The organism is Synechococcus sp. CCAP 1479/10, assembly GCF_019038515.1.
In the GTDB taxonomy this organism is placed as follows: Bacteria; Cyanobacteriota; Cyanobacteriia; order PCC-6307; family Cyanobiaceae; genus Cyanobium.
The window spans coordinates 1-19356 of record NZ_JAFKRJ010000019.1; the positions used below are offsets into that span (position 1 = coordinate 1).

General features: G+C 72.2%; 21 protein-coding genes. 14 read left to right on the top strand and 7 right to left on the bottom strand.

What is annotated here, in order from left to right; genetic code table 11:
• The 3 genes from KUG39_RS05515 to mutT form a co-directional block, all read left to right on the top strand.
• A partial coding sequence (locus KUG39_RS05515; RefSeq protein WP_286192950.1) for a sigma factor-like helix-turn-helix DNA-binding protein occupies positions 1-223 on the top strand: 223 nt, incomplete at its 5' end.
• A 65-nt stretch (positions 224-288) separates the two neighbouring features.
• Positions 289-1062 carry a putative 2OG-Fe(II) oxygenase gene (locus KUG39_RS05520; protein ID WP_216913470.1) on the top strand — a complete coding sequence of 258 codons (774 nt, stop codon included), beginning with the start codon at positions 289-291 and terminating at the stop codon, positions 1060-1062.
• Positions 1049-2215: an 8-oxo-dGTP diphosphatase MutT gene (mutT, locus tag KUG39_RS05525; RefSeq protein ID WP_353617335.1), complete on the top strand. Its 1167-nt coding sequence runs from the start codon at positions 1049-1051 to the stop codon at positions 2213-2215. The genes KUG39_RS05520 and mutT overlap by 14 nt, the downstream gene beginning before the upstream one ends.
• Here mutT and tsaE read toward each other — a convergent pair.
• Positions 2178-2681, bottom strand: a complete 504-nt coding sequence (gene tsaE / locus KUG39_RS05530; RefSeq protein WP_216913450.1) for a tRNA (adenosine(37)-N6)-threonylcarbamoyltransferase complex ATPase subunit type 1 TsaE — start codon at positions 2679-2681, stop codon at positions 2178-2180. The genes mutT and tsaE overlap by 38 nt on opposite strands.
• A 91-nt stretch (positions 2682-2772) precedes the next feature.
• Here tsaE and ahcY point away from each other — a divergent pair, with 91 nt between their 5' ends.
• Both ahcY and KUG39_RS05540 read left to right on the top strand, forming a co-directional pair.
• Positions 2773-4215 carry an adenosylhomocysteinase gene (ahcY, locus tag KUG39_RS05535; RefSeq protein ID WP_216913453.1) on the top strand — a complete coding sequence of 481 codons (1443 nt, stop codon included), beginning with the start codon at positions 2773-2775 and terminating at the stop codon, positions 4213-4215.
• Positions 4216-4289: 74 nt separating this feature from the next.
• Positions 4290-4946: a DedA family protein gene (locus KUG39_RS05540; RefSeq protein WP_190612464.1), complete on the top strand. Its 657-nt coding sequence runs from the start codon at positions 4290-4292 to the stop codon at positions 4944-4946.
• Between the two features lie 146 nt (positions 4947-5092).
• Here the strand turns inward: KUG39_RS05540 and KUG39_RS05545 are convergent, their stop codons facing one another.
• Positions 5093-5488, bottom strand: a complete 396-nt coding sequence (locus tag KUG39_RS05545; protein WP_216913455.1) for a single-stranded DNA-binding protein — start codon at positions 5486-5488, stop codon at positions 5093-5095.
• Between the two features lie 159 nt (positions 5489-5647).
• On the opposite strand from KUG39_RS05545, the gene KUG39_RS05550 reads away from it, so the two are divergent.
• The 7 genes from KUG39_RS05550 (at position 5648) to KUG39_RS05580 (ending at position 12312) form a co-directional block, all read left to right on the top strand.
• Positions 5648-6694: a rod shape-determining protein gene (locus KUG39_RS05550; RefSeq protein ID WP_094584283.1), complete on the top strand. Its 1047-nt coding sequence runs from the start codon at positions 5648-5650 to the stop codon at positions 6692-6694.
• A 5-nt stretch (positions 6695-6699) separates the two neighbouring features.
• On the top strand, positions 6700-7440 hold the full coding sequence (mreC, locus tag KUG39_RS05555) for a rod shape-determining protein MreC (RefSeq protein WP_216913457.1): 741 nt from the start codon (positions 6700-6702) through the stop codon (positions 7438-7440).
• On the top strand, positions 7440-8051 hold the full coding sequence (locus KUG39_RS05560; protein ID WP_216913458.1) for a rod shape-determining protein MreD: 612 nt from the start codon (positions 7440-7442) through the stop codon (positions 8049-8051). The genes mreC and KUG39_RS05560 overlap by 1 nt, the downstream gene beginning before the upstream one ends.
• A 3-nt stretch (positions 8052-8054) precedes the next feature.
• Positions 8055-9395 carry an ABC transporter substrate-binding protein gene (locus tag KUG39_RS05565; RefSeq protein WP_216913460.1) on the top strand — a complete coding sequence of 447 codons (1341 nt, stop codon included), beginning with the start codon at positions 8055-8057 and terminating at the stop codon, positions 9393-9395.
• 139 nt (positions 9396-9534) lie between these two features.
• On the top strand, positions 9535-10419 hold the full coding sequence (gene rpaB / locus KUG39_RS05570; protein ID WP_094584287.1) for a response regulator transcription factor RpaB: 885 nt from the start codon (positions 9535-9537) through the stop codon (positions 10417-10419).
• A gap of 70 nt (positions 10420-10489) precedes the next feature.
• Complete coding sequence (gene lysS, locus KUG39_RS05575) at positions 10490-11986, top strand: lysine--tRNA ligase (protein WP_216913461.1); 1497 nt, start codon at positions 10490-10492, stop codon at positions 11984-11986.
• A 62-nt stretch (positions 11987-12048) separates the two neighbouring features.
• Entirely contained in the window at positions 12049-12312 is a 264-nt protein-coding gene (locus KUG39_RS05580) for a DUF8660 family protein (RefSeq protein ID WP_035832975.1), read from the top strand.
• A 43-nt stretch (positions 12313-12355) separates the two neighbouring features.
• Here KUG39_RS05580 and KUG39_RS05585 read toward each other — a convergent pair whose 3' ends face one another.
• From KUG39_RS05585 to egtB, 5 genes are read right to left on the bottom strand one after another with little or no spacing between them, the layout of a single operon-like run.
• Complete coding sequence (locus KUG39_RS05585) at positions 12356-13156, bottom strand: YdcF family protein (protein ID WP_094584289.1); 801 nt, start codon at positions 13154-13156, stop codon at positions 12356-12358.
• Between the two features lie 13 nt (positions 13157-13169).
• The gene (locus tag KUG39_RS05590; RefSeq protein WP_216913463.1) at positions 13170-13655 is read right to left on the bottom strand and encodes a hercynine metabolism protein; all 486 of its coding nucleotides are present in this window, start codon (positions 13653-13655) and stop codon (positions 13170-13172) included.
• A complete protein-coding gene (locus tag KUG39_RS05595) occupies positions 13652-13888 on the bottom strand; it encodes a hercynine metabolism small protein (RefSeq protein ID WP_094584291.1) in 237 nt (78 codons plus the stop codon). The genes KUG39_RS05590 and KUG39_RS05595 overlap by 4 nt, the downstream gene beginning before the upstream one ends.
• Positions 13885-14856: an L-histidine N(alpha)-methyltransferase gene (egtD, locus tag KUG39_RS05600; RefSeq protein WP_216913464.1), complete on the bottom strand. Its 972-nt coding sequence runs from the start codon at positions 14854-14856 to the stop codon at positions 13885-13887. The genes KUG39_RS05595 and egtD overlap by 4 nt, the downstream gene beginning before the upstream one ends.
• Positions 14850-16100, bottom strand: a complete 1251-nt coding sequence (egtB, locus tag KUG39_RS05605) for an ergothioneine biosynthesis protein EgtB (protein ID WP_216913466.1) — start codon at positions 16098-16100, stop codon at positions 14850-14852. The genes egtD and egtB overlap by 7 nt, the downstream gene beginning before the upstream one ends.
• Positions 16101-16178: 78 nt before the next feature.
• Here egtB and KUG39_RS05610 point away from each other — a divergent pair, with 78 nt between their 5' ends.
• Positions 16179-17207, top strand: coding sequence for a cysteine synthase A (locus KUG39_RS05610; protein WP_286192951.1), 1029 nt, complete (start codon positions 16179-16181; stop codon positions 17205-17207).
• Positions 17204-19351: a serine/threonine protein kinase gene (locus tag KUG39_RS05615; protein WP_216918250.1), complete on the top strand. Its 2148-nt coding sequence runs from the start codon at positions 17204-17206 to the stop codon at positions 19349-19351. Before KUG39_RS05610 ends, KUG39_RS05615 begins: the two co-directional genes overlap by 4 nt.
• Positions 19352-19356: the final 5 nt, after the last annotated feature.

Genomic DNA, 19356 nt, shown 5'->3' on the forward strand with positions numbered 1-19356 from the left:
ATGCCTCAAGGGGGACCTGCGGGCCCTGCTGGAGCAGCTGCCGGAACTGCAGGGGCGGGTGCTGAAGATGCGCTACGGCATCGACGGTGAGGAGCCGATGAGCCTCACCGGCATCGGCCGCATCCTGGGCATCAGCCGCGACCGGGTGCGCAACCTGGAGCGCGACGGCCTGGCCGGCCTGCGGCGCGTCAGCGACGCCGTCGAGGCCTACGTGGCCATCTGACGCCTTCCCGGGCGCTCCGTTTGCGAGGCTTGGAACCGCACGCACCTCTTCCTCCCATGGCCGGCATGCCCCCCGCAGCCTCGGAGGATCCGACGATGGAGGTGATCAGTCTCTTTCCCCGCTACCTGCTCCAGGGCCACCTGGGCCCCGCCCAGCTGGCCGATCTTCAGGCCATGGCCAGGGCGGTGCTGGCGGCGCCTGAACGCAGTCCCGATGCCTCGGTGAAGCTGGCCGGCCAGCTGACCCAGCAGCGGGAACTCGGTCCCGACCACCCCGCCGCCGCCGAGCTCTGCCGTTCGGTGATCCTGCCGGCCTGCGAGCGCTGGATCCGCCACGTGATCGACCAGCAGCCGCCCCAGGGCCGGGGTCCATGGACGCCGGGCCGCTATGGCCTGCAGATGATCGATCTCTGGCTCAACGCCCAGCGCTCCGGCGACTACAACCCCACCCACACCCACGGCGGCAGCTTCTCCGGCGTGCTGTTCCTGCAGGTGCCGCCCCAGATCCGGGCCGACAGCTTCGACGGCCAGCTCTGTTTCCATGGCCCGGAGGAATGGCACATCCAGAGTTTCCGCACCGGCATGGCCCACTACGTGCTGCCGGTGCCCGGTGACTTCTATGTGTTCCCGGCCTGGCAGCCCCACTCGGTGCCCCCCTTCCGGGGCGAGGGGGAGCGCTGGTCGATCGCCTTCAACGTGGTGGCCGTGCCCCAGCCGCCACCGCGTTCCGCCCCGCCGCCGGCCTCTGCCCAGGGGGCGGGCCAGGGGGCTGGGCAGGGCCCCTTGCAGGGCAACGTCTCCCTCTCCAGCGGCCGACCCCGACCGGGTGGGTTCCTCTAGGACGCGGCCCCCGCAGCTTCCGGGCCCGATTGGGCCCCTGCGGGCCGATCTGCTCGCCTGGTGGGAGCGGGAGGGCCGCCACCACATTCCCTGGAAGCTTCACCCCGATGGCTCCCGGCCGGGGCCGGGGGAGCCCCTGGCCGCCTACGGGGTCTGGGTCGCCGAGGTGATGCTGCAGCAGACCCAGCTGGCGGTGGTGCTGCCCTACTGGCACCGCTGGATGGCGGCGTTTCCTGACGTTGGGACCCTCGCCGCCGCCAGCGAGCACGACGTGCTGCTGCTCTGGCAGGGCCTGGGCTACTACGCCCGGGCCCGCCGTCTGCACGCGGGGGCGCGGCAACTCGTCGCCGGCGCCCAGCCATCGGCTGCGGGCAGCGGCGACCCCTGGCCGCGCAGCCTCGAGGGCTGGATGGCCCTGCCGGGCATCGGCCGCAGCACCGCCGGCAGCATCCTCTCCTCCGCCTTCGACCGGCCCTTCGCGATCTTCGACGGCAACGTCCAGCGGGTGCTGGCCCGGCTGGTGGCCCACCCGGTTCCGCCGAAGCGGGAGCTGGCCGGGTTCTGGCGGCTCAGCGAGACCCTGCTCGACCCGCAGCGGCCCCGCGCCTTCAACCAGGCCCTGATGGACCTGGGCGCCGGCGTCTGCACCCCCCGCCAGCCCGCCTGCGGCACCTGTCCGTGGCAGGCGCACTGCGCTGCCTACGCTGCCGGCGACCCCGGCCGCTTCCCCGTGAAGGACACCCCCCCGCCCCTGCCGTTCCAGGTGATCGGGGTGGGGGTGGTGTCGGACGATGCCGGCAGGGTGCTGATCGACCAGCGGCTCCCGGAGGGCCTGCTCGGGGGCCTGTGGGAGTTTCCGGGGGGCAAGCAGGAACCGGGCGAGGCGATCGAGGCGACGATCCGGCGCGAGCTGCGCGAGGAGCTGGCCATCGAGGTGACGGTGGGGGAGGAGCTGATCACCCTCGAGCACGCCTACAGCCACAAGCGGCTGCGTTTCGTGGTGCATCTCTGCCGCTGGCTGGCGGGGGAGCCGCAGCCGCTGGCCTCCCAGCAGGTGCGCTGGGTGTCGCCCCAGGAGCTCGCCAGCTATCCCTTCCCGGCCGCCAATGCCCGCATCATCGCGGCGCTGGAGGCAAGGATCGCGGCGGGGTGATGAGGGCCACCCGGCCCTCGCCATCCTCCGCGTGGCTCAACGCCACCTCCCAGGCCCCCTGGGGCCGGAAGCTGAGCCGCTCGGGCCACTCCACCGCCAGGACGGCACCGAGGCCGCGGGCGTCCTCCTCCTCCTGGGCGAACAGTTCATCGGCCGCGGCGCCCGTCTCCAGCCGGTAGAGATCCAGGTGCACCAGGGCCGTGGTGCCGGCGTCGGAGCCGGTATCGGTGTCGTAGTGCTGGGCCAGGGCGAAGGTGGGGCTGGTGACCGGCTCGGCGATGCCCAGGGCGGCGGCCAGCCCCTGCACCAGGGACGTCTTGCCGGCCCCGAGCTCCCCCCGCAGCAGCAGCAGGGCGCCGTCACCGTCACCGGCCGCGAGCAGCTGCGACGCCAGTCGCCGCCCCAGGGCGTCGGTGGCGGCGGGGTCCGCCAGATGGCACACCTCGATCACGTCAGCGGATTCCATCGATGTAGATTGCCCTCCAGCGAGCCCGAAGCCTCGGCGTCTCTGCAGATATTTCCACTTCTTCGTCCTCCCCTTGGGGAGCTTCCCATTCATGGTGGCAACACCTTCCAGCCCTGAGGCTGCTTTTGCTGGCCTTCAGGCGACTGCGTCCTATGTGATCGCCGATATCGGCCTGGCCGACTGGGGCCGCAAGGAACTGGCGATCGCTGAAACCGAGATGCCCGGCCTGATGGCCCTGCGCGAGAAGTTCGGTGCCGAGCAGCCCCTGAAGGGCGCCCGGATCGCCGGCAGCCTGCATATGACGATCCAGACCGCCGTTCTGATCGAGACCCTGGTGGCCCTCGGCGCCGAGGTGCGCTGGGCCTCCTGCAACATCTTCTCCACCCAGGACCACGCCGCCGCCGCCATCGCCGCTGCCGGCATCCCGGTGTTCGCCTACAAGGGCGAAACGCTGGATGAGTACTGGGCCTTCACCCACCGCATCCTCGAGTGGGGCGACGGCGGCACCCCCAACATGATCCTTGACGACGGTGGCGATGCCACCGGCCTGGTGGTGCTCGGCAGCAAGGCCGAGAAGGATCTCTCGGTGCTCGACAACCCCTCCAGCGAGGAGGAGGTGGCGCTGTTCAACTCCATCCGTCAGAAGCTGGCGGTGCAGCCGGGCTTCTACTCCCGCATCTACGCCAACATCCAGGGCGTCACCGAGGAGACCACCACCGGCGTGGCCCGTCTGTACCAGATGCAGAAGAGCGGTGAGCTGCCGTTCCCGGCCATCAACGTCAACGACTCGGTCACCAAGAGCAAGTTCGACAACCTCTACGGCTGCCGCGAGTCGCTGGTCGACAGCATCAAGCGTGCCACCGATGTGATGGTGGCCGGCAAGGTGGCCCTGGTGCTGGGCTACGGCGACGTGGGCAAGGGTTCGGCCCAGTCCCTGCGCGGGCTCGGCGCCACGGTGATGATCGCCGAGATCGATCCGATCTGCGCCCTGCAGGCCGCCATGGAGGGCTACCGCGTCGTCCGTCTCGAGGACGTGGTGGCGGATGTGGACATCTTCGTGACCGCCACCGGTAACTACCAGGTGATCCGCCACGAGCACCTGCTCGCCATGAAGAACCAGGCGATCGTGTGCAACATCGGCCACTTCGACAACGAAATCGATGTGGCGTCCCTCAAGCAGTACGCCTGGGAGAACATCAAGCCCCAGGTGGATCACGTGATCCTGCCCAGCGGCAACCGGATCATCCTGCTGGCCGAGGGCCGGCTGGTGAACCTGGGCTGCGGCACCGGCCACCCCAGCTTCGTGATGAGCAACTCCTTCACCAACCAGGTGCTGGCCCAGATCGAGCTCTTCACCAAGGGCGACGCGTACGGCAAGGAGGTCTACGTGCTGCCCAAGCACCTCGACGAGATGGTGGCCCGCCTGCACCTCGACCGGATCGGCGCCCGGCTCACCGAGCTCACCCCCGAGCAGGCGGCCTATATCGCCGTGCCCGTGGAAGGCCCCTACAAGCTCGACCACTACCGCTACTGAGCGGCGACGGCCCGGCGCGGCTGGCAGCGTCCGGGCCGTCGTGGAAGACTGGCGCCTCTGATCCGGCTGGCCCGATGGCGATCGAACTGGTCCAGAAGCTGCCCGAGATGATCGGCGCGGCCGTGGAGGCCAACCCGGCGGCAGGGTATGGCGCGATCTTCGCGGCCATGTTCCTGGAGAACCTGTTCCCCCCGATTCCCTCCGAGCTGATCATGCCGCTCGGGGGGTTTTTTGTGCATCAGGGCAAGCTTTCCCTGGTGCCGGTGGTGCTGGCCGGCCTGCTGGGCACCGTGCTCGGCGCCCTGCCCTGGTACGGCATCGGCCGGCTGGTGAACGAGCAGCGCATCGAGCACTGGCTGGAACGCCACGGCCGCTGGATCGGCATCAGCCCCCAGGAGCTGCGCCGCAGCCGCCGCTGGTTCAGCCGCCATGGCACGGCCCTGGTGTTCTGGGGCCGTCTGGTACCCGGCATCCGCACCCTGATCTCCGTGCCCGCCGGCATCGAGATGATGCCGATGGCCCCCTTCCTGCTCTGGACCACCGCCGGCAGCCTGATCTGGACCCTGCTGCTGACGCTGGCGGGCCTGGCCCTGGGCGAGGGCTACACGAATGTGGAGCGCTGGATCGAGCCCGCCGCCCGGGTGGTGAAGGTGCTGTTGCTGGTGGCGGTGCTGGCCGGCGCCGTGTGGCTGGGGCTGCGGATCTGGAAGCAGAGCCGCCAGCGGCCCTGATCGGAGTCCCGGGCCTGCAGGGACTCCGGCCCGGCCCCGGACAGTAAAAAAGGCGCCCCGGGGGGCGCCTTCTCTGGCTTCGGACGCTTGATAACCCGGCTGGGCCACTGGCACAAGCCCCCCGGGCCGAATCCTGGCCCGCAGGCTCAGAACGGCACTTCCTCCTCGCTGGGTTCGCCGCCGCCGAAACCGCCCCCGAAGCCGCCGCCGCCGCCTCCCTCCGCGTCCCGCTTGCTGCCTAGCAGCTCCAGCCGATCGACGCGGATCACCGGCTTGCTGCGCTCCTCACCGCTGGCCCTGTCCGTCCAGCGGTCGAGCTTGAACGAGCCGATGATGCCGATCAGGGCACCCTTGCGGACGTAGTCGGCGGCCACCTGGGCCTGCTTGCCCCAGATCTCCAGGTTGAACCAGTCCGGCTCGTCGTCGCGGCTGCGGCGGTTCACCGCCAGGGTGAGGTTGGCGACCATGCTGCCGGATTCGAAGTAGCGGACCTCAGGGTCGCGGCCGGCTCTGCCGACGAGGGTGATGGAATTGACGCCCATGGCGTGCTCCTGGAACGAATGGATCAATGATGCGGCACCCCGATCGGGGGCCTCTCCCTTTCCGTTCCACCCTTCGTCCCGGTTGTCACACCCGGCGGCTCTGCGGAGGGCCGCTGGGAATGCCCCACCTATGATTCACCGCTGCCAGAGGCCTTGCCCGTGTTTTTCCGCCGCTTCCAGTTCTCCCGCGACATCGGCATCGATCTGGGGACGGCCAACACGCTGATGTACGTCTCGGGCAAGGGGATCGTGCTGCAGGAGCCCTCGGTGGTGGCGATCGATCTGGAGCGCGGCACCCCCCTGGCGGTGGGCGAGGAGGCCAAGCTGATGCTGGGCCGCACCCCCGGCAACATCCGGGCGATCCGGCCCCTGCGCGACGGCGTCATCGCCGACTTCGACGCCGCCGAGCAGATGATCAAGAGCTTCATCCAGAAGGGCAACGAAGGCCGCGGCGTGATCGCCCCGCGCCTGGTGATCGGCATCCCCAGCGGCGTCACCGGCGTCGAGCGCCGGGCCGTGCATCAGGCCGGCCTGGCCGGGGCCCGGCAGGTGCACCTGATCGATGAGCCGGTGGCGGCCGCCATCGGCGCCGGTCTGCCGGTGACCGATCCGGTGGGCACGATGATCGTCGACATCGGCGGCGGCACCACCGAGGTGGCCGTGCTGAGCCTGGGCGGCACCGTGCTGAGCGAGTCGGTGCGGGTGGCCGGCGACGAACTCAGCGACGCCATCAGCGTCTATCTCAAGAAGGTCCACAACCTGGTGGTGGGCGAGCGCACCGCCGAGGACATCAAGATCCGCATCGGCTCCGCCTTCCCCGACGACGCCCACGACGAAACCTCCATGGACGTGCGGGGTCTGCACCTGCTCTCCGGCCTGCCGCGCACGATCAACATCCGGGCCGGCGACATCCGCGAAGCCATGGCCGAGCCGCTCAACGTGATCGTCGAGGCGGTCAAGCGCACCCTGGAGCGCACCCCTCCCGAGCTGGCGGCCGACATCGTCGACCGGGGGATCATGCTCGCCGGCGGCGGCGCCCTGGTGCGGGGCATCTGCGACCTGATCAGCCACGAGACCGGGATCCTCACCCACGTGGCCGAAGACCCCCTGCTCTGTGTGGTCAACGGCTGCGGCATGGTCCTTGAGGACTACAGCCGGCTCGAGCGCGTGCTCGACACCCCTGAATTCGCCCGGATGACGGCCTGAGTCCGATGCCGGCTTGGCGCTGGCTCCGCTTCGTCGACGGCTCCTCCCTGCGACGCCTCCTGCCCTGGCTGCTGGTGCTGCTGGCGCTCGTGGCCGTGCGTCTCAGCAAGGGGGCGATGCTCACCGATGCCTACGCCTTCCTCAGCCGACCCTTCTGGCCGGGGACGGCCCAGGCCGAGTGGCTGCGGTCGGCCCGCCGGGTGGAGGACGGTGCCCGGCTGGCCCAGCTGGAGCGGGACAACCAGCGGCTGCGCTCGCTCCTGGAGCTGCAGCAGAAGAATCCCAACCGGGTGACCGCCCCGGTGATCTCCCGCGACGGTTCCGGCTGGTGGCGCCAGCTGCTGCTCGGCCAGGGGGCCCTGAGCGGCATCCGGGCCGGCCAGGCGGTGCTCGGCCCCGGCGGCCTGGTCGGCCTGGTGGGGAGTGTCACCCCCAGCACCGCCACCGTCACCCTGCTCACCGATCCCAGCAGCCGGGTCGGGGTCTGGGTGGGGCGCACCCAGCACCATGGCCTGCTCACCGGCATCGGCACCGCCCGGCCCCTGCTGCGCTTCCTGGAGAAGGATCCCCAGGCCCGTCCCGGTGACGTGGTGGTGACCTCCCCCGCCAGCACCCTGGTGCCGCCGAACCTGCCGGTGGGCGTGATCCAGACCATGGACGCCAATGCCGATCCGGCGCCGGAGGCGGTGGTGCAGCTGATCGCGCCGGTGTCGGCCCTCGACTGGGTGCAGGTGCAGGTGCGCTGATGGATCTGCTCAGCCGGCAGCCCCTGCTTGCCGCCACGGTCCTGCTGGTGCCGCTGCTCGTCCTGGCCTCGCCGGGCTGGCTGGCCCTCGACGGCGTCGGTCCCTGCTGGGCGGTGCTGTGGCTGCTGCCCTGGGCGCTGTGCGACGGCCCCTTCTCGGGAGCCTGCGCCGGCCTGGCCCTGGGCCTGCTGCTGGATGCCCTCCACCCCGGCGGCGTCACCCAGATCCCCGCCCTGCTGCTGCTGGGCTGGTGGTGGGGGCGGATGGGACGGCGGGCGGCGCCGATCCAGCGCAGCTTCAGCCTCGGCCTGCTGGCCCTGATCGGCACGGCCCTGCTGGGCCTCACCCTGATGCTGCAGTGGGGGATCCTCGACTGGATCGGCACCCGGGAGGCGCTGCAGCTGGCGGGACCGCTGGCCGGCCGGAGCGCCCGGGAGCACGAGGTGAATCCCGCCCTGCTGGCCCTGCCGGGCTGGCGCTGGGATGATCTGGCGGGATCCGGCCTGCGGGTTCTGCTCGCCCAGACCCTGATCACGGCCGTGCTCGCACCGATGCTCTGCTCCCTGCAACTGCTGCTCTGGCGGCAACTGGGCTCCGGCTGGCGCCGCTAGGCCATGGCCAGGATGTCTCCCCGCTCCAGCCGGCCGTCCCGCCTGCCCCGCCGCCAGGCCCTGCGGCTGCTGGCCGCTCCGTTCGCCCTCGCCCTCGCCGCCGGGGCCTGCGGCCGCCCGCCCGCGTCCGGCCGGGGCAAGGTGCTCAACGTCTGGACCCTGGACCTGGCGCCCCGCTTCAACGACTACATGGGGCGGGTGATCGCCGCCTGGGAGCGGGCCCATCCCGGCGTGACGGTGCGCTGGACCGATGTGCCCTGGGGGTCGGTGGAACGCAAGCTGCTGGCCTCGGTGTTCGCCCGCACCGCCCCTGATCTGGTCAACCTCAACCCCAACTTCGCCGCCAACCTGGCCAGCAAGGGGGGCCTGCGGGACCTCACCCCCCTGCTTCCCCCCGACGCCGCCGAGCGCTACCTGGCCGGCATCTGGACCTCGGGCCAGCAAGCGGGGGAACAGTTCGGCATTCCCTGGTACCTGACGGCCCGGGTGACGATCGCCAACCGCCGGCTGCTGCAGAAGGCCGGCCTGGCCGCCCCGCCGCGCCGCTGGGAGGAGGTGCCGGCCTATGCCGAGGCCGTCCGGCGCCGCACCGGCCGCTACGCCCTGTTCGTGACCGTGGTGCCCGACGACTCCGGCGAGCTGATGGAGGCGCTGGTGCAGATGGGGGTGCGGCTGCTCGACGACCGCCAGCGGGCGGCGTTCAACAGCCCCGCCGGTCGCCGGGCCTTCGCCTTCTGGAGCGACCTCTACCGCCGCGGCCTGCTGCCGCGGGAGGTGGTGAGCCAGGGGTACCGGCGGGCGATCGAGCTGTACCAGGCCGGGGACCTGGCCCAGGTGGCCAGCGGCCCCGATTTCCTGCGCAACCTGCAGACCAACGCCCCCGGCATCGCCGCCACCTCCGCCCCCTTCCCGCCCCTGACCGGGGCCAGCGGTGAGGCCAACGTGGCGGTGATGAACCTGGTGGTGCCGCGCCAGAGCGCCATGGCGCCGGAGGCGGTGAGCTTCGCCCTGTTCCTGAGCGACGCCGCCAACCAGCTGGCCTTCGCCGAGGAGGCCCGGGTGCTGCCCTCCTCCAGGGGAGCCCTGGCGAGCCTGGAAAGCAGGCTGCGGGGGGCGGTCCCCAGCGATGGCCAGGAACGCCTGGTGCACAGCGCCCGGCTGCTCTCGATCGAGACCCTGGCCCAGGCGCGGGTGCTGGTGCCGGCGACCCCGGGGGTGAAGCGGCTGCAGGCGATCCTCTACACCCAGCTGCAGCGGGCGATGCTGGGGCAGCTCGACAGCGACGCGTCCCTGGCCGAGGCCGAGAGGCAGTGGAACAGCTACGCCGAGGCCCGCTGGCCCTGAGGCCGCCGGCGGCGGGACTGGCACCCTGAAGAAATGTTGTCAATCGGCCAGAGGCCAGCTGCCGGAACCGATTCCGTGCTCACGGCACGAAACGGCGTCGCGTTATGGTTGCGATTCTTCATCCGGTCGGACAGGAGCGATGCCCACGCCTTCGGTCGCATCCTCTGCATCCTCAGCCTCCCCGTTCACCGACGGGGCTGATCTGCAGGAATCCTCCGGTGGTGTTTCTGCTGCCCAGCAGCCCGCGTCACCGCCACCTTCCGACCAGCAGCCCGCCCAGCCGATCGCCACCCTGCTCGTGGTCGACGACGAGGCCGCCGTTCGCCGGGTGCTGCTGATGCGCCTGCAGCTGGCCGGTTACCGGGTCCTGTGCGCCGAGGACGGCGAGGAAGCCCTGGCCCTGTTCCACAAGGAGCAGCCCGATCTGGTGGTGCTCGACGTCATGCTGCCGAAGCTGGACGGCTTCGCCGTCTGCCGGCGGCTGCGGGCCGAATCCTGCGTTCCGATCATCTTCCTCTCCGCCCTCGATGCCATCGCCGAGCGGGTGGCGGGCCTGGATCTGGGGGCCGACGACTACCTGCCCAAGCCCTTCAGCCCCAAGGAACTGGAGGCCCGCATCTCCACGATCCTGCGCCGCATGGGCCGGGGGGCCGCCACCAGCGAGCCCCGCGAGCTGCCCACGGGCTCCGGGGTGCTGCGGGTGGGGGATTTGGTGGTCGACACCAACCGCCGCCAGGTGACCCGCGAGGGACAGCGCATCGCCCTCACCTACACCGAATTCAGCCTGCTGGAGCTGCTGTTCCGCGAGCCGGGACGGGTGGTGCCCCGGGCCGAGATCCTCGAGCAGCTCTGGGGCTATCCGCCGCGCCGGGCCGCCGACCTGCGGGTGGTGGACGTCTATGTGGCGCGGCTGCGCGGCAAGCTCGAGCCCGACCCCCGCAACCCCGAGCTGATCCTCACGGTGCGGGGCACGGGCTACGCCTCCCAGCGGATGGGCGAGGGAACCCTGGCCGCCGCCGGCTGAGTCGCCGGCCAGTCGATGCCGGCCGGTCCTGCAGGATGGGCAGCGACCCTTCTCCATCGCCCTGCCTGCCTTGTCGGATCTGCGTGAGACCCGTCTGGAGAAAGCCCGCAGCCTGGAGGCCCTCGGCCGGGCTCCCTATGCGCTCGGCTTCGCCCCCAGCCACCGCACCGCCGAGCTGCAGCAGGCCCACGCCGACCTGCCCAACGGCGAGGAGCGGGCCGTGGCGGTGGCGGTGGCGGGGCGGGTGATGACCCGGCGGGTGATGGGCAAGCTGGCCTTCTTCACCATCGCCGACGAAACCGGTCCGATCCAGCTGTTCATCGAGAAGGCCACCCTGCTGGCGGCCCACCCGGACGAGCCCGAGGCCTTCGCCCAGATCACCTCCCTGGTGGATGGCGGCGACTGGATCGGCGTGCACGGCAGCCTGCGCCGCACCGACCGGGGCGAGCTCTCGGTGAAGGTGACCGACTGGGTGATGCTCTCCAAGGCGCTCCAGCCCCTGCCCGACAAGTGGCATGGCCTGGCGGACGTGGAGAAGCGCTACCGCCAGCGCTACCTGGACCTGATCGTTTCGCCCCACACCCGCGAGACCTTCCGCCGCCGGGCGCGGCTGGTGAGCGCCATGCGCCGCTGGCTCGACGAGCGCGGCTTCCTCGAGATCGAGACGCCCGTCCTGCAGACGGAGGCCGGCGGCGCCGACGCCCGTCCCTTCGCCACCCACCACAACGCCCTCGACCTGCCCCTCACCCTGCGCATCGCCACGGAGCTGCACCTCAAGCGGCTGGTGGTGGGGGGCTTCGAGCGGGTCTACGAGCTGGGGCGCATCTTCCGCAACGAGGGGATCAGCACCCGCCACAACCCCGAGTTCACCTCGGTGGAGATCTACCAGGCCTTCGCCGATTACCACACGATGATGGATCTCACCGAGCAGCTGCTGGCCGCAGCCTGCCTGGAGGTCTGCGGCGACACGCGCCTCACCTACCAGGGCGAGGCGATCGACCTCACCCCGCCCTGGCGGCGGGTCACCATGCACGAGCTGGTGGAGCAGGCCACCGGCCTGGATTTCAGCGGCTTCAGCGACCGTGCCGAGGCGGTGGCGGCCATGGAGGCCGTCGGCCTGGCGGCCCCCGAGGCAGCCGACAGCGTCGGCCGGCTGCTGGTGGAGGCCTTCGAGCAGGCGGTGGAGACCACCCTGGTGCAGCCCACCTTCGTGATGGACTACCCGGTGGAGAATTCGCCCCTGGCCAGGGCCCACCGCAGCAAGCCGGGGATGGTGGAGCGCTTCGAGCTGTTCATCGTCGGGCGGGAGACGGCCAACGCCTTCAGCGAGCTGATCGACCCCCTCGATCAGCGCGCCAGGCTCGAGCTGCAGCAGCTGCGCCGCCAGGCGGGGGACCCCGAAGCCCAGACGGTGGACGAGGATTTTCTGCACGCCCTGGAGGTGGGCATGCCCCCCACCGGCGGCCTCGGCATCGGCATCGACCGCCTCGCCATGCTGCTCACCGACAGCCCCTCGATCCGCGATGTGATCGCCTTCCCCCTGCTGCGCCCGGAGGCCCGCGACTAGGGCGGAACCGACGCAGTGGGATAATGGTCCCTAGTAGGCCTTCTCCCCCTCGGGGCTCTGGTATGAGTGGTGAGCGCGTCGGTTTTCGCTTTCAACACGCCGATGCTGTGGTGAAGCGCAATCCCCAGGGGCGATCTCGCCGTGGCTGGGTCATGGAGCCCGTGGAGCAGACCACCAGCCGGGGCACCAAGATGCCCGCCTACCGCATCCGCTGGCGGGACAGTGAACGTCCGGAGATCGTGCTGCAGCACATGCTCATCGCCGATCCCGACCCCACTCCGCCGCCCGAGGGCGTGAGCCTGGTGCCGCCGGCCCCCAAGAAGTAACCCGCCGCAGCGCCCGGCGAGCGATTCAGCGGGCGATCCAGCTTCAGACCCACCCCCGCAGCCGGTAGGCCAGCAGGCCGAGGTGCTCGCGCATGGCCGTGGTGGTGAGCACCAGGGCTTCGGCGCTGGGCAGCACCCCCATCACGGTGCCCGCCAGGGTGGGGGTGCCGAAGGAGCGACGCTCGGGCAGCTGGAAGTCGCAGGCCACCGGGATGATCCGCAGGTCCGGGGCGGCCCGGCGCAGGGTGGCCAGCGACCGGGGCAGGTGGGTGGCGCTGGTGACCAGCAGCAGGGAGTTCCAGCCCCGCTGCCGGGCCACCCGCACCAGGGCGCCGGCCTCTTCGCCGGTGTTGCGCCCCTCCTCGCTGGTCACGATCCGATCGGCCGCCACCCCCAGGCTGGTGGCCAGGGCCTTGGCCAGCCGGGCTTCGCCGGCCGCCGGATCGTTGGCCATGAAGGTGACCTTGCCGCCGGTCACCAGCAGCCAGGGGGCCTTGCCCTCCCGCATCAGGGCCACGGCCCGCAGCAGCCGGTCGCCGGCCTCGTTCACCTCCACCCCCTGGCGCGGCGGCAGGGCGGGCCGCAGGCCGCCGCCCAGCACCAGCACCGCATCGGCGCTGGGGATCGGCGACGGCGTCAGCCGGGCGGCCCGCTCCTCCAGGCTCCAGACCAGCTGCCGGCTCAGCAGGGGCGTGGCCGCCAGCCAGAGCAGGGCGATGCCCACCCCGGAAAGCACCGGGCCGAAGCGGCGCTGGCGGCCCAGCAGGCCGGCGATCTGGAGCAGCAGGGCCAGTCCGAGGGGGTAGAGGCCGAGCGGCAGCAGTTTCGAGAGCAGGAAACCCATGGGGCGGCGGGGTTCAGCGCTGGCTGCGGCGCTTCAGCTCCTGCAGCTCCTGCTGGGCCTCGAAATGGGCCCAGTCGGCCTCCAGGTCGGGGGTGGGGGCGGCGCCGGGGCGGGGCCGGCTGGTGAGCTCGGCCAGCTCCTGCTCCACGCCGGCGAAGCGTTGGCCCAGATCGGCCAGGGCGCGCCAGCGGTGGCGGCCCTGGTCCATCAGGCCGCCGACATGTTGCTCGGCCCGGCCGGCCAGGTCCTCGGCGCCGGCAGCCCGGGCCCGGCCGGTGCGCTCCTGCCACTGGCGGATCTCCTCGGCCAGCCGCAGCAGTTCGCGCCGCTGCTCCTCCGCCTGCTGGCGCAGGCGCACCCGTTCCGCCAGCAGCTGCCGCTGGCGGTCGCGGGACGCCTGTTCCCGCAGCAGTTCCTCCTGCTGGGGATTGGTGCGCAGGAAGCCCTCCAGCTGCTGATCCAGCCGCGCCTCCAGTTCCTCCAGCCAGCTGCTGCTCATGGCACCGGTTCGCCGGGGGCGCGGGTGATCAGGGGCGCCTCGATCTCCTCCTGCAGGGGGGTGATGGCCGCCTCCCGGGAGCGCAGCAGCAGCTGGGTGAGCCGGGCGATGGCCCCTTCGCCCAGGTCCTGCTCGCCGATGCGGTCGAAGGCCCGGCGGTAGAGATCCTCGAGTTCCTCGATCAGCCCCTCACGCACCCCGCGCATGGACTGACGCTGCTCCTCCCTGCTCATGGCTCGCTCCGGTGCTGTTCCGAGTCTGCCTGCACCAGCAGATGCAGGGCGAAATCGCCGGCGGCATCGCTCCAGCGGCCCGCCCCCAGCCAGCCGGCTTCGGCGGCCAGGGCGAGGAAGGCCTCGGGGGCGTACTTGTGGCTGTATTCGGTGATCAGCGGCTCGCCGGCCGCGAACGGCCAGGACCGCCCCGCCAGGTGCACCTCCAGGTCGCGGCGGCTCACCAGGGCCATGGCGATGCGGGAATGGCCGGCCTCCCACCAGGCCCGGTAGTGGAAGTCGTCGGGGAGGAAATCGCCGTCCAGATCACGGTTGAGCCGGGTGAGCAGGTTGCGGGCGAAGGCCTCCGACCAGCCGGCGGCATCGTTGTAGGCCGCCTCCAGCCGCTCCACCGCCTTGGGCTGGTCAATGCCGATCAGCAGGCGGCTGTCCGGCCCCAGCAGCCGGCGGAACTGGCGCAGCAGCTCCCGGGCGCCGGCGGGGTCGAAGTTGCCGATCGAACTGCCCGGGTAGAAGCCCAGCCGGCCGTGGCCCGCCAGGGCGGGGTGCTCGGGCAGCTGCTCCAGGCGGCTGTAGTCGCAGCAGATGCCGAGCACCGGCAGGGCCGGATGGCGTTGCTGCAGGGCCCGGCAGGCGGGGGCCAGGTGGTCGGCGCTGATGTCGAGGGCGACATAGGCGGCGGGCTCCAGGGCGCTGAGCAGGGGGCTCACCTTGCGGGCGTTGCCGGCCCCGAACTCCACCACCACCCCGGGCCCGAGGGCGGCGGCCAGCTCGGGCGCCCGCGCCTCCAGCAGGGCCGTCTCGGTGCGGGTGAGGCCGTACTCCGGCTGCTCGCAGATCGCCTCGAACAGACGGGATCCCTCGGCGTCGTACAGCAGCCAGGCCGGCAGCTGCTTCGGCTGGCGGGCCATGCCGTCGACCACCAGCCGGGCCATGTCGGCCGGCTCGGGATGGAGGTCGATCAGCATGGGGTGCCGGTACGGTCGTGAGCGCCGTCGTGGGCCAGCCGCAGCCCGGCGGCCATCCAGCGGCAGTGGGGGGCGAAGAAATTGCGATAGGTGGGGCGGGCGTGGCCCGCCGGGGTGAGGAAGCAGCTGCCGCGGAGCACGAACTGGGAGGTCATGAACTTGCCGTTGTATTCCCCGACGGCCCCGGGGGCGGGGCGGAAGCCCGGGTAGGGCCGGTAGGGGCTGGCGGTCCATTGCCACAGGGCGCCGAAGGCCTGGGGCAGGGGGTGGCCGTCCGGTTGGGCGGCTTCCGTCGCCACCAGCTCCCATTCGGCTTCGCTGGGCAGGCGGCCGCCGCTCCAGCGGGCGAAGGCATCGGCCTCGAACCAGCTCACGTGCCGCACGGGCGCCTGGGGGTGCCGCGGCCGGCGGCCCGCCAGGCTGAATTCCCACTCCCCACGCCAGTAGCGCGGTGCGCTCCAGCCGTGCTGCTGCACCAGCGCCCAGCCCTCGCTCATCCACAGCTCCGGCCGCCGGTAGCCGTCATCGGCGATGAAGGCGGCGTAGGCCTCGTTGGACACCAGGGTTTCGGCGAGGCTGAAGGGCTCCAGCCACTGGCGGTGCCGGGGGGCTTCGTTGTCGAAGTGGAAGCCACCGCCGGCGTGGCCGATCTCCACCAGCCCGCCGGGGTGGGAGCGCCAGCCGCCGGTGGTTTCCGGTGCCCCGGCGCCGGGGGGTTCGACGCCATAGGCGGGCTCCAGCGGGTTGCGGCTGAAGCCGTCAAGCAGATCCATCAGCAGCAGCTCCTGGTGCTGCTGCTCGTGCTGCAGCCCCAGTTCCACCAGCTCCAGCAGGGGCGCGGCCGCCTCGGGTGGCTGGCGATCCAGCTCCAGCAGCAGCGTCTCCAGCCCGGCGTCGACCCGCCGGCGCCAGGCGAGCACCTCGCCGATGGCCGGCCGGGTGAGCAGGCCCCGTTCCGGGCGAGGGTGGCGGCTGCCGACCGCCTCGTAATAGGAGTTGAACAGGTGGCCCCAGCGGCGATCGGGCGTCGCGTGGCCCGGCAGGTGGGGCTCCAGCAGGAAGGTCTCGAAGAACCAGGTGGTGTGCCCCAGATGCCACTTGGCGGGGCTGGCATCGGCCATGCCCTGGAGGCAGAGGTCCTCCGGCTCCAGGCCCTGGATCAGGCGTTCACTGTGCTGGCGGACCGCCTGGAGCCGTTGCAGGAGGCAGGGGATGTCCGCCGGCGCGTGTGCCCTGGAACCCATGGTCCTGCCGTTCTCTGGGGCCGACCATAGGGATGTTCCCTACGATCCGGCCACGCAGCGATGGAGAAGGCCAGCCGCATGGGAGCCCACAGCGACGGCATGAGCACCGGGATCACCGAGGGCTTCAGCGGGGCGGTCGGCGGGACGCCGCTCATCCGGCTCCATGCCCTCAGCGCCCTCACCGGCTGCGAGATCCTGGGCAAGGCGGAATTCATGAACCCCGGCGGGTCGGTGAAGGACCGGGCCGCCCTGGGCATCCTCCAGGAGGCGGAGGCCAGCGGCCTGCTCAAGCCGGGGGGCACGGTGGTGGAGGGGACCGCCGGTAACACCGGCATCGGCCTCACCCACCTCTGCAATGCCCGCGGCTACCGCTGCCTGATCGTCATCCCCGAGACCCAGTCGGCGGAGAAGATCGGCCTGCTGCGCAGCCTCGGCGCCGAGGTGCGCACGGTGCCGGCGGTGCCCTACAGCGACCCGGCCAACTACGTGCGCCTCTCGGGCCGCATCGCCGAGGAGACGCCCGGCGCCGTGTGGGCGAACCAGTTCGACAACCTCGCCAACCGGCGGGCCCATTACGGCAGCACCGGGCCGGAGATCTGGGAGCAGACCGGGGGCCGGCTGGATGCCTGGGTGGCCGCCACCGGCACCGGCGGTACCTACGCCGGGGTGGCCCTCTATCTCAAGGAGCAGGATCCCAGGGTCCGCTGCGTCCTGGCCGATCCCTGCGGCAGCGCCCTCTACAGCTGGGCCACCGACGGCACCCTGAAGAGCGAGGGCAACTCGATCACCGAGGGCATCGGCAACAGCCGCGTCACCGCCAACCTGGAGGGGGCGCCGATCGACGACGCGGTGAGGATCGACGACCCCATGGCCCTGCGCACGATCTACGGCCTGCTGTGGCAGGAGGGCCTGTTCATGGGCGGATCGGTGGGGATCAACGTGGCGGCGGCGGTGGAGACCGCCCGGCGGCTGGGGCCCGGCCATCGCATCGTCACCGTTCTGTGTGACAGCGGCGATCGCTACCGCTCCCGCCTCTACGACCAGGACTGGCTGGCGGGCCGCGGCCTCGAGCAGCCCCAGCGCACCGGCGTGGCCCTGATCCCATGAGCGCAGCCCAGGGCCAGGTGATCGGCGGCCGCTACCGGCTCGAACGCCGTCTCGGGGCGGAGACGGGGGGACCCCAGGGGGAGCTGTGGCTGGCAAGTGACCAGCTGGCCGCCGATGGGCCCGTGGCCCTGCGCCGCATCGGGCCGGAGCAGGACCAGGCCCGGGCCCGGGAGCTGTGGTCGCGGCTGCAGGGGGTGCTCCACCCCCAGGTGCCCCGCATCGGCGCCGTGATCGAGGCCGAGGGCCAGCTCTGGCTGGTGCGGGAGTGGCAGGCGGGCCGCACCTACCAGCAGCTGCTGGAGCTGCGCGCTGAGCGCCAGCTGGTGTTCGGCGCGGGAGAGATGCTGCTGCTGCTGCGCCAGCTGCTGCCGGTGCTCGCCGCCCTGCACAGCCAGGACCTGCTGCACGGGGACCTCAGTCCCGCCAACCTGCTGCGCCGCGACAGCGACGGCCTGCCGGTGCCGCTTGATTTCGGCCTGGTGCGGGGCACGGCCGGCGGCCCCGCCGGGGAGCGGCTGCTGGGGGCCACCCCTGGCTATGCCCCGCCGGAGCTGGCCAGGGGCGAGCCCGCCCAGCCCTGGATGGATCTGCACGCCCTGGGGGTGGTGTCCCTGGTGCTGCTGAGCGGGGATGGGCCGGAGCGCCTGCTCGATCCGGCGACGATGCAATGGCGCTGGCCGGCGGCCCTGGAGAACGAGCCGGAGCTGCTGCGCCACCTGCAGCGCCTGCTCAGCCGCCACCCTGAGGAGCGCTTCGCCTCCGCCGGCCAGGCCCTGGTGGCCTTCCAGTCCCTGGCGATGCCCGACAGCACGGGACCGGTGCCCCGGGCCGACCGCACCGTGGTGCTGGTGCCGGAGGCCGCCCCTGCCGCCCCGCTGCCACCGCCACCGGCCCCGGCCGCCGCCGAGGCGGCGATCGCGGCCGCCATCGCGGCGGATGCCGCGGCAGATGTCGCGACAGAGCCCCGCCGGCCTGCCGTGGAGCGGGCGGAGCCCCAGCTGCCGCTGCGCACGGCCACCGCCACCACGCCACCGCCGCCGGCCGCCGTGGCCGTCAGCGACAGCCTGCGGCGCCGCCATGAGGAACGGGAGGAGGAGGCCGAGGGGGGCTTCTGGCCGGTGCTGATCGCCCTGGTGCTCTCGGCGGTCGTGGGGACGGCGGTGGGCTGGTGGTGGCTGAGCCGCGGCAAGGTGGCCGCCCCGGCCCCCGGCGGCCAGAGCGAGCTCCCCAGCAGCCTGCCCCCCTCGGAGGTGGACCAGCGCCAGCAGCTGCTCAACCGCCTGCGGGCGATGCAGGTGGACCGGGCCTGGTTCCTGAGCCTGGTGGATGCGGCCCTGCTGGCCCAGTACCCCGAGCGCAACGGCCGCCTCCCCTCCGACTCCCTGGAGGACGCGCCGCTGCGGCGGGTGTGGAACGAACTGGCCGAGGAATGGCTGGCCCGGGTGGAGCAGTTGCCCCTGCCCCTGCGGCGCCGGCTGGGCAACTTCAGCGCCAGCGACTGGGAGCAGCGGCAGGGTGGCTTCGTGGGCCAGGGGCTGAGCCCGGCGGTGCTGCGGGAGCTGGTGTCGGCCAGCGTCCAGAACCTGCTGCCGAGCCGCGCCTCCCAGGCGATGCCGCCGGAACCCTTCCGCCAGATCTGGTACGCGGCCGCCGAAATGATGCTGGAGAACCTCAGGATCGAGCCGATCGAGGCCCCCTCCGGCAACGCCCAGGTGCTGTCGGCCGAGGTCCCTGCCAGCGGGGCGCGCCTGTTCCCGATCCGTCTGCCCGCCGGCCACGGCCTCGCCCTCGGGGTCAGCGGCTCGCCGCTGCTGCAGATGAGCGTCTACTCGGCCGGGGGCACCCTGCTGGAGCCGAGGGGGCCGCTGCGGGTGGTCACCCTCGACTCCCAGAAGAGCTCGCCGGTGCAGCTGCTGCTCACCAACGACGGCGTCGCCCCGGCCCTGATCCGCCTGTCGCTGCGGGCCGATCCGCCGGCCCCCACGCCGCCGCCGGCGCCGGACGCGCCCCCGGCCCCCGAGGAGCCCCAGGACACGCCGGCCACGCCCGCTCCGGCCACCCCCGGCGCCACCCCGGCACCGGCAGCCCCGGCGGCCCCGGCCCCCGCGCCCCCACCGGCGCCCCCCGCCCCGCCCAGCAACTGAGGCCG